The organism is Geomonas limicola, assembly GCF_014193675.1.
Lineage (GTDB): Bacteria > Desulfobacterota > Desulfuromonadia > Geobacterales > Geobacteraceae > Geomonas > Geomonas limicola.
This window is the reverse complement of sequence record NZ_BLXZ01000002.1, coordinates 458,175-470,229: the sequence shown is the minus strand read 5'-3', so window position 1 is coordinate 470,229 and position 12,055 is coordinate 458,175. Positions and strand designations below refer to the sequence as shown.

Here is a 12,055-nt window from a genome sequence, read left to right as displayed (position 1 = left end):
CTGAGCTTCCCCGCTACACCGGGTTTTTCAGCGCGTCCTCCAGCACGATCTCCAGCTCGGCCAGGGCGATCTCCTTTAATCCCAGCACCTGCGCCTCGGCACTGCCGAAAAGGTGCAGCGACGGGTCCCGGTGCATGCCGATACCCAGTTTTTTGCAGCTTTGATCCGCCAGGCGGACCATCGCCAGCAGGGGGTTTCCCTGGTCCCACTGCTCCGCCTCGTGTCCTGCCACCACGGTGCAGTACGCTTCCGGCAGGTGCCAGGCCATCAAAAGCTGGTACCCCTGCTCGACGTGCATACTGGCCAGCACCTCGCTGATGATGGACTGGTTCAGCCCCCCCGGCAGCTGCTGCGCCTTGCCGATCTGCTCCATCAGCTTCAACAGGAACAGGTTGCCGATGTCGTGCAAAAGGCCGGCGAGAAAGGCCTCCTGGACCAGCATGTCGTACCCGGTACGCTGCGCCAGCCACTTGCTCCCCACCGCACAGCAAAAGGCGTGCTTCCAGAGGATCTGCATCATGGCGTTGAAGCGCGGGTCGTCGGAGCGGTACTGGTCCTGCTGGGTGGCCAGCATGGCGATGCTGGCCACCTCCCGGGAGCCCAGCCGGACGATCGCCTCGTGCATGGTGCCGACCTTGCTGAGGCCCGCGTAGTAGGAGGAGTTCGCGACCCGCAGCACCTGGCTCACCAACCCGGGATCGGCACTGATCAGCCGGTTCACCTCTTCGAGGCGGAAATTGGGGCGCCCCAGCACCTGCTGAAGCTTGAGAGCTACCGCGTGGAACACCGGTACACTGGTGATCCCGCTGGAGAGCTGGTCCTTGATGTGTTCGACTATGGAGCGTTCTTCAGCCATTGGGGTGGGTATCCTTCAAAACCGGCTCTCGACCGGCCTAACTCCCGAGAATCCTCTTCAACTCAGCCAGCGGGCGGGGGCGGCCGATACGCGGCAGATCGCGCAGCACCTCCTGGATGGAAACCAGGCCGTTGGCCGCTTTCACCAGCCCGTCCTCGAACAGCGACACCATCCCGGAGGTCTCGATACTCAGGCGCCGGATCTCGGAAGAGGAGCGGCGCTGCATGATGGCCTCCTTTACCTCCTCGTTCATGATCAGCACCTCGAAAATCGCCACCCTGCCCCGGTAGCCGGTAAAACGGCACTTCTTACACCCCCTGCCCATCCTGAAACGCGCGTTCCCCAGGTCCTTTGCCGTGTAGCCCAGCTTGGTGTACTCGATGGGGGTCGGCAGGTAGGGCTCCGCGCAGTCGTTGCAGACCAGGCGCAACAGACGCTGGGCGACCACCGAGACCACCGTGGAGGAGATCAAGAACGCCTCGATCTGCATGTTCATCAGGCGCAAGAGCCCCCCGATGGAGTCCTCGGTGTGGAAGGTGGTGAGCACCTTGTGGCCGGTGAGCGCCGCCTGGATGGCGGTCTCCGCCGAAAAGGAGTCGCGGATCTCCCCCAGGACGATGATGTCGGGGTCCTGGCGCACGATGTGGCGCAGCGTCTCCTCGAAGGTCACCCCGATCTTCGAGTTGATCGAGCACTGGGAGACCCCTTCGATGACGTACTCGACCGGCTCCTCGGCCGTGATGATGCTGGTGTTCACGTTGTTCAGGTAGCCCAGGCAGCCGTAGAGCGTCGAGGTCTTGCCGCTGCCGGTCGGCCCGGTGATGATCATGACCCCGCTCGGGGTGTCCAGCGCCTCGCCGATGAAGCGGTCCAGCATGTTGGGCGCCATGCCGATCTGGCCGATCTCCAGGATCGCCTTTTTCTTGCTCAAGAGCCGCAAGACGATCTTCTCGCCGAAGATGGTGATGAAGAAGGAGACCCTGAGATCAAGCGTGAAGCCGTGCTGGCGGCTGTCGTAGAGGATGCGGCCGTCCTGGTGGCGGCGCCTCTCGGCGATGTCGGCCTGCGCCATCACCTTGATGCGCGAGGTGAGCTGCGGAGCGATCTCGAGCGGCAGCTCGATATGCGGGATCATGATGCCGTCGTGGCGGAAACGGATCCGGAGCCGGTCCTTGAGCGGCTCGATGTGGATGTCGCTCACCTCCTCGGTGATGGCATCGTCGAAGAGCTTGTTGATCATCCCGACCACGGTGCTCTCGTCGGCCCCCACCTCCTCGTTCCCGGCACTGCGCTCGGCGTTGGCGATGGCCGCCAAAAGCGACTTCCGGCTGGAGATGGCAGGCTTGAGGTTGCGGCCGAAGAGCCCCTCTGCTGCACTGCGTGAGCCCTGCTCCAGTGGGTTGGCGAACACCACGGTGACCGCGCCCTCTTCGACGGCAATCGGCAGGAACTGCAGCTCGCGGTAGGTGGAAAACGGGGCCTTGGCGAGCAGCTTGCGGTCCAGCTTGCGGAACTCCAGCTCCTCGACGGGAAACCCGAGCTGGAAGGAGAGCACCTCGATGAACTTGCGCTCGTCGATAAAGCCGTTTTCGACGAAGATGTCCCCCAGCATCTTGCGCTCGACCCCCTCCTTCTGGAGGTTGAGCGCGGCGGTCAGGTCACTCTCCCGAATATGCCCGAGCTCGATGAGGAAATCGCCGATCCTGATGGAGATGCTGTTCCTGCGCAGGGTGGCCGCCACCTGCTCCGGCGTCACGTAGCCCAGCTCCTGCAGCACGTCCAGCAGGGTCTTGTTGGAGACCAGCTTCGAGCGTACCCGCAGCGCATAGCCCAGTTGATCTTCGCCGATCACCCCTTCCTGGACCAGCAGCTGGGCGATGGCCCCGCCACCCTGAACGGGTCCGGGGTCCTTTGGTAGTTTGGTCATGACGGTCTCGGAATTGCCGATCGATAAATTAATACCTTGAAATATCCTCTTCGGGCTATCGGCCAAAACTCGCAAAAGCTGTAGCAATCATTGGATTATTTTTAATTCATGACAGGATGTTGGAGCGGCGGAGAGGCGTGGCGGGTTGCCTCGATGGGTGACGTGGTAAGGCCGGCGGGGTCCGGGGGAAACGGCACTAGGGCGGGGTGCCCTCAGAGACGGCTGACAGCTCGGGACCTGCGGGTACGACACCTGTTTCTGCGCAGCCGTCCCAGAAGTCGGCAATGTCTTTGAGGATGCCTGCGGAAACGAGTTCGCTGGCCTGGTCCTCATACCAGTCAACCGGCATCGCCGAGCTGAACCCGGGCTCCAGGAAGCGGCCGTCCATCAGGACGATAATGCCGCGGTCCGTCTCCGAGCGGATCACCCGTCCCGCGGCCTGCACCGCCTTGGCCATGGCGGGAATGGCGTAGGCATACTCAAAGCCCAAGCCGAAGCGGCGCTGGTAGTACTCCCGCATCAACTCGCGCTCCAGGTCGTAGTTGGGTAAGGGAGGGCCGACTACGAAGGCGCCGATCGCCATGTCCCCCTGGTAGTCGATCCCTTCCGAAAAGGAGCCCCCCTGAACCGCGAAGACCACGGTGGCGGCCCCGGGGTCGCGCAGCTCCTCGAGAAGCGCCTCCACGCGAGCAGCGCTCATCTTGCGTTCCTGGGAGCGCACCTGGAACCCCTGCGGGGCCCGGAACAGTTGGGCAACCCGCTCCAGGAAGCTGAAGCTCGGGAAAAAGGCGAAGTAGTTCCCCCGTTTAAGGGCAACCATCCGCTCGAGGGCATCGGTGATCTTCCCGTAGTTGCGCTCGCGCTCGCTGTAGCGGGTGGAGACCTGCGGGATGATCAAGAGCTTGCGCCGCTCCGGGGGAAAGGGGCTCTGGAACTCCTCGGTCAGCACCTTTCCGGGGTCGAGACCGGAGAGGCGGGCGTAGTAGTCGAACGGTTTCAGGGTCGCGGAGAACCCGATGACCTGCTCGAACCCGGCATAGCAGCCGGCCAACAGCTCTCCCGCGTCACAGCAGGTGATCTTGAGGATGCCCCCTGCGCCCGGATGAAAGGTGGTAGAGAATTCCTGGTTGGCTGCGTCCCGCACCAGTTCGAGGGTCCCGGTGAACTCGGACCAGGAGCGGGCCAGGGCCAGGAGCGGATCCCCCTGGCCGATCTCCAGGGTGGACTCCAGGTAGCGCGACAGCACCTGTGCGATGCGCGCCTCCTGGTCGGCAAAGGCGCGCACCGGCGGCTGGATCGCCCGCGCGCGGCTCCCCTCCCCTGCCCGGCATTGCGCGATGGTCTCCAGGCACCCTTCCAGAAGCTCCACGCCCCTGTTCCCGAAGGGGCGCGGCAGCGCACCGAGTCCTTCACGCCAGGACTCCAGGAGCTGTGCCGAGAGCTGCGGGGAATAGTAATCCATCGCCCGGGACGGCAGGTTGTGCGCCTCGTCGATGATCAGGCTCGGCTTGCCGCGCTGCCCGACGTTCAACGCGGTGACCCGGCCCAAGGCGGAACGCGGGGCGAAGACGTAGTTGTAGTCGCAGATAACCAGGTCCGCCTCCGGGAGTGCCGCGAGCTGCAATTCGAAGGGGCAGACCTGGTGCTCCTCGCCGAGCGCCCTGAAGTGGCGGGACTTGAGTTTTTTCTTCCGGGCCAGGATGGCGACGAGCCCCGCACGTTCCAGCTTTTCGTAGTAATCCCGGGCAAACTCGCAGAGTTCCGGGTGACAAAGCGGCTCGTCCTTGAAACAGATCTTGTGTTTGGCGGTGATGGTGAGGGACTTAAGCGCAGCGCCGGCGCCCCGGAAGCGCTCCACGGCATCCTCGGCAACCCCGTGTTGGCTGTTTTTCGGGGTCACGTAGATGGCCTGCTGTCCGCGCCCCAGCGCTTCCTTGAGTACCAGGTAGAGCACCCCGACCGTCTTGCCGAGCCCGGTAGGTGCCTGGAGCAGTTGCGGCATTTTCTGGGCCAACCCCTGCTCCACGCAGTCGATCAGCTCACGCTGGCCGGGACGCGCCGCGGCAAACGGGAACACCAGGGTAGCAGCTAGTTTCCGGCGCCGGGCCAGGCAGCGCTCAGCCTGCACCGCCTCCAGCACCAGGGACTCCAGGCGCCGCTCCAGCCAGTGTTCGTAGGCTGCCAGGTCCAGCTCGACCCGTACCTCCTGGCTCTTGCCGTTTCGGGTGGAAACCAGGTGGAAGGAGAGTTCGGGAATGACGCCGTGTTCCAGCCAGTGGAAATAGCCGTAACTTTTAAGCTGCAGGCAGTAGGGGTGTTCGGGGTCGGCGTTGAGACGACGTGCGAGTTCGTGGATGTTGAAGGTTGTCTTGATCTCTTCGATGTGCGGGGGATTGCCCGGGAAGATGCCGTCCAGGCGCCCCTTGACCAGGAACCGGTACTGCTGAGCGGTGAATTCCCGGCTCACCGCGACCTCGCAGCGGTAGCCGGGGTCGGCCTTGGCCCGCCGGCGCTGCACACGCTGGTGGATCTCCAGCCCTTCGGAGGCGGCTCCGGAGCCGGCCAGGTTCTCCAGGTGGCCGCGTCGGGGGACCGGCATGGCGAACTCGCCCAAGGAGAGGGTGATGAGCGGTGAGTCGAAAAGTTCCAGGGAAGGTTTCACGTGGCAGCGTGTCTCGCAGGTGCAGTTGTGCAGTTTCCGGAGGGGTGAGTTCAGGGCTACTTTCCGCTATATCCGGCCAACTTGTCAAGCGGATTGCGCCGCTCGTCAACGGGGGAAACACCTGCGCACGGGGGGGCAAATCAACGAAAGAGCGTCGAATTTCCCTCTTACGGCGTTGCATTTCCGCAATAACACGGTACTATTGTCTGGGTCTTTTCTAATACAATTTCATAAAGGAGAACGATCATGAAAAAGTGGCTTCTCGCGGCCTGCGCCCTGTCCATCTTCTCATCCGGTCTGGCCCTCGGTGCCGACAACACTGTCGTCACGCTCCCTGCAAAAAACGGCAACGTCACCTTTCCGCACAAAAAGCACCAGGATTTGATGGCCTGTACCACCTGCCACGAAAACGAGAAGGGGGGCAAGATTCCCGCGTTGGGCAAGGACTGGGCCCACAAGACCTGCAAGGGTTGCCACGCCGACAAGAACAAGGGTCCCACCAAGTGCAGCGAGTGCCACGTGAAGTAGACTCTCCCTCCTTCGGCACACGCAAAAAGGCGAAAGCTCTCAGCTTTCGCCTTTTTTTGTACACCCGCGGGATTCACCCGAACAGCGGTCTGGGCGTTTTTGACCTGTAGGGGCGAATGATTACCCCCCGGAACGCCCGGGGAGCCTAACTGAACGCGCTGTTCTGCCTGAGCTGCGGCGGGTAGGAGAGCGCTTCCTTCCCCAGCGTGAAGTAGAAGGTGGCGCCGTTTCCCACCTCCCCTTCCGCCCAGATGGTCCCGCCGTGGCGCTCGATGGCCCGCTTCACCGTAGCCAGGCCGATCCCGTTTCCTTCGAATTCGGCGCCGTGCAGGCGCTGGAACGGCCCGAACAGCTTGTCCTTGTACTGCATGTCGAATCCGGTGCCGTTGTCGCTGACGTAAAAAACCTCCTGGCCGTCCATGAGCTCCATCCCCACCTCGATGAGGGCGATCTTCTCCTGCACCGTGTATTTCCAGGCGTTACTGAGCAGGTTGTCCATGACGATGCGCATCAGCGTCTTGTCGCCCAGGACCTGGATCCCTTCGGCGATGAGAAACTCTACCCGGCGCCCCTTGTCGGTCTGACGCAGCATGAGGCTCGAGATGGTGGCTATGCGCGAGAGGTCGATCGGCTCCTCGTTGAGCGGAGCACGGCTGGTACGGGCGAGTTCCAGAAGATCGTCGATGAGGTTTCCCATCTTGCTGCTCGCCTTGCAGATGCGGTCCAGAAGCTCGCGCCCCTCGTCGCTTATCTGGGCGCTCTGCTCTTCCCTGAGGATCGCCGCATAGCTGTTGATATGACGCAGCGGACTTCTCAGGTCGTGGGACACCGAGTAGCTGAACGCCTCCTGCTCCTTCACGGCCAGCTCGAGCTGCTCCGTGCGCTCGGCCACCCGATTGTCCAGTTCCTCGTTTAACTTGTGGAATTCCTCTTCCGCCAGTTTTTGCTCCGTTATGTCGCGGGCGATGCCGAAGCTTCCGGTGAGGTTCCCCTGCAGGTCGTACAGGGGCCCCCGGGTGGTGAGGAAGGTGCGCCGTTTCCCTTGGGCGTCGGTCATGGTGTCCTCGAAGAGTTCCACCTCGGCCGGGTCGTGACCGATCCGATTCTCCCTGAGGATCGCCGGCACCTCCTGGCGCGGGAACAGCTCGCGATCGCTGCGCCCCAGGAACTGTCCGGCCTTCTTGCCGATGATCCGCTCTGCGGCGTCGTTGAGCAGCAAGTACTTTCCGGCGGTGTCCTTTACGTAGATCGCATCCGGAGTGCCGGAGATGATGGAATTGAGGAGCTCCTGGTTCTGCTTCAGCGCCTGCTCGGCCTGGCGCCGTTCGGTCACATCGTTGGATACCACGAGGAGTTTGTCGCAGCTGCCGTCGTCCTCGTACACCGGCGATTTCACCGACTCAAAGTGGTGCACCCTGCCGCCGGCGTCAGGAATGCTCAATTCCGAACCGAGGATCCTGCCGGCTATCACCGCGCGGTTCTCTTCCTGCAACCGGTCCGTCACCTCCTTGGGCCCCTGGAGGTACTCGTGGATCGATTTTCCTTCCATCTCCTTCACCGAGGTGCCGTAGAAGCGTGCCATGGCCTCGTTCACCAGACAAAGCTGCCCCGAGGCGTCCAGGACGAAGATGTTCCCCGGCGCGGCATCGATGACCTGGCGCAGGAAGTTGCGCTCGCGCTGGATGGTCAGGGCCGCCTGCTCGCGCTCGGCCGCGCACCGCGCACGCACCTCGGCCTTTTCCGCGCGCACGCGCGCCCTCAGCATGACCTCGACCAGTACCGAGAGAAAGATGCCGCTGACGAGAAAGACCACGGTTTCCAGGCGGTCCACACTGGTCACGGAGAAGGAGGCTCCCAGGGGAACGCTCCACTGGTAGGAGGCAAGGCACGCCGAGAGGGCGGTCGCCATCAGGCCGCCGGGAAATCCTGCCAAGAGCGCCGCCAGCACTACCGCAGGATAGAAGGTGAGAAAAGGACTGATCGCACCGAGGGCTCCGTGGCACATGACGCGGCTCAGCGCCGCCCCCGCCGGCAGCAGCGGGGTCAACAGCAAAACCAGCTTTGGACTCTTCTCTCGTGCTTCCCAAACCATGGCGCTCTCCCTCTCGTCCCCGGAGCCGCTGACGAAGCTGATTCTCCCGGGTGTAGGCACCCCTGCAATCTCTCTTAAAATTACGCGTTATGAACTGGGTCCAGAAGCAATCGCAGTAAAGGACGTGGGATGATCAAGGTGAGGACTGTCAAACTCGCACCACGGCCCCCTATCAGGGAAAAACTGTGGCGAGGATAACCCAGCAGAGACAGCTATAGCACAATTTGAAGTTTTTGATTAGCAAAATTTTTATTTTAATTTTTTTCTTTGCCTAGGTCGTAGTCTTACTGTCACCCGGTGCTCAGAGGTTGTAGGAACTCTTTCCGTGAGGGAGGGATTACGGTGAGGTGGCCGGAATTACCAAGCTCAACTGCGCGGCGTCACGTAGTAGAAGATGGCTCCGAAATGGCAGGCACTGCCGATCAGCACGAAGACGTGCCAGATGGCGTGGTTGTAGGGGAGCCGCTCCCAGAGGTAGAAGAGGACTCCAACGGTGTAGGCGGCGCCACCCGCGAAGAGCAGGATAAGCCCGTTCGCCGCGATGGCGGCCGAAAGTGGTTTCAAGGCGACGAGGACGCTCCACCCCAGGGCGATGTAGAGCAGCGGCCCGACGATGCGCATGCGGTGGGTGGTGAAGATCTTCATGATGGCTCCCACGGTGCCGAGCCCCCAGACCACCCCGAAGAGGGACCACCCCCAGGGGCCGCGCAGGGTGACCAGGGTGAAAGGGGTATAACTCCCTGCTATCATGAGATAGATGCTCGCATGGTCCAGGATCCGGAAGATGTAGCGCAGGTAGGGTTTGCGCACGCTGTGGTAGGCGGTGGACATGCTGTAGAAGGTGAGCAATGCTCCACCGTAGATGCAGCTGCTCACCAGGCGGTAGCTGTCGTTGGCCTGCACGGCAAGCGAGATCAGGGCGCTCACCCCGAAGATGCTCAGGATCACCCCCAGCCCGTGTGTGCAGCGATTCAGCAGTTCTTCCGCCTCGGTATAGTAGACCAGGCGTTCATGGATATTTTCCGGTTTCATGAGGTAATGGTACCGCAGAAGGGGGCACTGAAACAAGAGGAGCCCCTTTTCCGATACGGTGCTCTCCCCTCCCGCGAACCCGCTTGACTTCTGCCTGCCGCCGTACGATTATGAGCAGGATTTTGTATACACACCCCAATCCCCGGTGCGCCTGGCGTAACGGGTGTCCGAGGACCACCGCCCATGGCCAAGAAAATCTTCGTCGCGGCATCAGGACAGAACATCGGCAAGACCACGGTGAGCGTCTCCCTTTTGCACCTGGCGCAGAAAAAGTATGGCCGCGTCGGCTTCATGAAGCCGCTCGGCCCCAAGCCGACCACCCTGCGCGGGCACGCGATGGACAAGGATGCCGCCCTCATCGCGCAGGTCTTCGACCTCACCAAGGACCTGCGCCACATGTCGCCGGTGGTGGTCTATCCCGACACCACCCGCAAGGTGATCGATGGAGAGATATCCTGCGCGGAACTCGAGGAGCGCATACTTACCAGTTACGCCGAGCTGGAGAAGAAGTGCGACTTCATCATCATCGAGGGATCCGGCCACCCGGGGGTCGGCTCGGTGCTCAAGCTCTCCAACGCGCGGATCGCCCGCCTGCTCGATGCGCCGGTGCTCATGGTGACAGGCGGCGGTGTCGGGAACGTGATCGACACCATCTTCATGAACATCGCGCTGTTCCAGCTGGAAGGGGCCCAGGTGCGTGCCGTGTTGACCAACAAGCTCTTTGCCGAGAAGCGCGCCTCGACCCTCGACTACCTGACCCGTGCCCTAGCCGACCAGCCCTTCAGCGTCTTCGGCGGATTCGACTACCAGCCGGTACTCGCCAACCCTACCCTGCGCCGGGTCTCTCGCCTCCTCGACCTGCCGCTGCACGGCAACCGCCGCGAGGTAAGCCGGATCATCCAGCACGTGCAGATCGGTGCCGCCTCGACGCAGCGGGTGACCGAGATGCTGCGCGACTCGAGCCTGCTCGTGGTGACCAGCAGCCGGGACGAGCTCCTGGTCACCCTGGCAAACCTGTACCAGATGCCCGAGTACCGCTCCCAACTCTGCGGGCTGGTGATTCCGGGAATAGCACCGGTGAGCACCATCACCCAGCTGATCCTCGACCGCAGCAACATACCCTACCTGCGCACCCAGCGGCACTCGACGGCCGAGTTGTACCGGATCATCACCGAGGATATCTCCAAGATCACCCCCGAGGACACCGAAAAGCTCGACCTGGTGCGCAGACTTGCGGAGGAGCGGCTCGATTTTGACCGGCTTGTAGCCCTTTTCTGACCCTCCCCCTGGTCTCGGTATGGGCCTGTGGTACTTCTCCTCCTGGAGAGCCTCTCAGCTTCTCGACAACGACAAAAGGCGGCCCCAAAGGGGACCGCCTTTTTCCTGTACACGCCGGGAGGCGACAGGCGTTACTTCTTGTGGCACTCGGAGCACTTGGTCGGGCCAGCGCCCTTGTCGGCGTGGCACCCTTTGCAGGTCTTGTGCGCCCAGTCCTTGCCGAAGCCCTCGATCTTGCCCGGTGCCTTCTCGTGGCAGGCTTTGCAGTTGGCAACCTTCTCCTGGTGCTTCTTGTGGTTGAAGGTGATGTCGCCGTTTTTGGCGGGCAGGGTGATCACGTCGGCGGCCAGTGCCATGGTTGCGGTCATCAGGGTAAGTGCTACGGCTGCAATTGCTCTTTTCATGGGTGCTTCTCCTTTGCGTTTGGATTTTTGGTCCGAAGTTGTGTTAAAAATTAGCATGGTGCACCCCGGGCCGGTATCGACATCTATAGCAATGCGACCCGATGTCGGGTACCCGGGTACCCGGAATTCCTGGCCTGGCACCCGATAACCATCCGAAGTTTCAGGAAGAAAGGTCTTCCATGATGCAGGACACCCCAAAGATCGATAAAAGTGCTCTTCCCAGTGTCGCCATCGACGGCGCTCGCATCCGGACGGTGCGCGAGGGGAAGAAACTGACCCAGCTCTACGTAGCCAACGTGGTCGGCGTCACCACCGACACCATTTCGCGCTGGGAAAACAACCGCTACCCGAGCATCAAGCGGGACAACGCCGAGAAGCTTGCGGGGGCTCTCGAGGTGACTCTCGAGGAGATTCTCCGCCAGGATGAACCTGAGCCCGACCCGGAGGTCGCCGAGGGCCCCGACACCTCGAAACCGCGGCGTTGGACCCTTTTGCTGTTGGCCCTCATTCCCGTTCTGGCGCTGCTGATCTTCGTTGCCAGCCGGCTCTTGGTCGGGGCTCCCAAGGCGCTGCGCTGGGCGCCGCATTTTGCCGCCCCCGGCGAGGTGGTTCCAGTTCAGATCAAGATCACCAGGACCGCCGAGGAGAGTAACGGCTTCATCCTTAAGGAACACCTGCCGTCGGGGTGGCACCTGGTCAGCGCCCAGCCCGGGAACGCCGCCGTCGACCACGACGGCTCCATTGTGAAGTGGCTGGTGCCCGCCGGGCAGGGGCCGGTGACCGTCTCGTACACCGTGCAGCTTCCCGCAAACCTGCCGTCCGGCAAATCCGGGACGTTGCGCGGCGAGGTAGTCCTCCACGAAGGGGAAACCAACCGTACCGAGCCGGTGGCCGGCAGTACCGGCATCCAGGTCGGCGCCTACCACTGGGCCGACAGTAACGGGGATGGCAGGATCGACGACGACGAGATCATGCCGGCCTACTATCTCTGCGAAGACATGAAGGGGATCGGGCTGGACTGGAAGACCATCGAGGCGATCTGGAGCGGCAAAGGCTACCGGTGGGATGCCAAGGGTGGATTTCAGGTGTTGAAGTAGCTGAAACTTCAAAGATTTGCGACGAAAAAGCCGCCCCTGGTACAGGAGGCGGCTTTTTTACTGCCCGGCTTTGCGAGGGAAATGCGAGGCGCCCCCGGTACCCTTATTTTCGGCCGGGACCCAGCTACCCGGTCCCTATATTGACCAGGGTGCAGGCCGAGCTCGGAGAAGACTAGAGA

The 12,055-nt window shown here is 62.3% G+C and carries 9 protein-coding genes; 3 read left to right on the top strand and 6 right to left on the bottom strand.

The annotated features are described in order from the left end of the window. Window positions 1-13 precede the first annotated feature (13 nt). The 3 genes from H7688_RS05815 to H7688_RS05805 form a co-directional block, all read right to left on the bottom strand. Entirely contained in the window at window positions 14-856 is an 843-nt protein-coding gene (locus tag H7688_RS05815; protein WP_183360120.1) for an HDOD domain-containing protein, read from the bottom strand. Window positions 857-893: 37 nt separating this feature from the next. After that, window positions 894-2,783, bottom strand: coding sequence for a GspE/PulE family protein (locus H7688_RS05810; protein WP_183360119.1), 1,890 nt, complete (start codon window positions 2,781-2,783; stop codon window positions 894-896). Window positions 2,784-2,979: 196 nt separating this feature from the next. Then, complete coding sequence (locus H7688_RS05805) at window positions 2,980-5,445, bottom strand: ATP-dependent DNA helicase (RefSeq protein ID WP_246329719.1); 2,466 nt, start codon at window positions 5,443-5,445, stop codon at window positions 2,980-2,982. Window positions 5,446-5,691: 246 nt separating this feature from the next. Here H7688_RS05805 and H7688_RS05800 point away from each other — a divergent pair, with 246 nt between their 5' ends. Then, on the top strand, window positions 5,692-5,973 hold the full coding sequence (locus tag H7688_RS05800) for a cytochrome c7 (RefSeq protein WP_183360118.1): 282 nt from the start codon (window positions 5,692-5,694) through the stop codon (window positions 5,971-5,973). 145 nt (window positions 5,974-6,118) lie between these two features. On the opposite strand, the gene H7688_RS05795 is transcribed toward H7688_RS05800, so the two are convergent. Next, the gene (locus tag H7688_RS05795) at window positions 6,119-8,065 is read right to left on the bottom strand and encodes a sensor histidine kinase (protein WP_183360117.1); all 1,947 of its coding nucleotides are present in this window, start codon (window positions 8,063-8,065) and stop codon (window positions 6,119-6,121) included. 366 nt (window positions 8,066-8,431) lie between these two features. Next, a complete protein-coding gene (gene trhA, locus H7688_RS05790) occupies window positions 8,432-9,097 on the bottom strand; it encodes a PAQR family membrane homeostasis protein TrhA (protein ID WP_183360116.1) in 666 nt (221 codons plus the stop codon). A gap of 183 nt (window positions 9,098-9,280) precedes the next feature. On the opposite strand from trhA, the gene H7688_RS05785 reads away from it, so the two are divergent. Continuing rightward, complete coding sequence (locus tag H7688_RS05785; RefSeq protein ID WP_183360115.1) at window positions 9,281-10,375, top strand: phosphotransacetylase family protein; 1,095 nt, start codon at window positions 9,281-9,283, stop codon at window positions 10,373-10,375. Between the two features lie 131 nt (window positions 10,376-10,506). Here H7688_RS05785 and H7688_RS05780 read toward each other — a convergent pair whose 3' ends face one another. Further along, a complete protein-coding gene (locus H7688_RS05780; protein ID WP_183360114.1) occupies window positions 10,507-10,779 on the bottom strand; it encodes a cytochrome c7 in 273 nt (90 codons plus the stop codon). 179 nt (window positions 10,780-10,958) lie between these two features. On the opposite strand from H7688_RS05780, the gene H7688_RS05775 reads away from it, so the two are divergent. Next, on the top strand, window positions 10,959-11,876 hold the full coding sequence (locus H7688_RS05775; protein WP_183360113.1) for a helix-turn-helix domain-containing protein: 918 nt from the start codon (window positions 10,959-10,961) through the stop codon (window positions 11,874-11,876). Window positions 11,877-12,055: the final 179 nt, after the last annotated feature.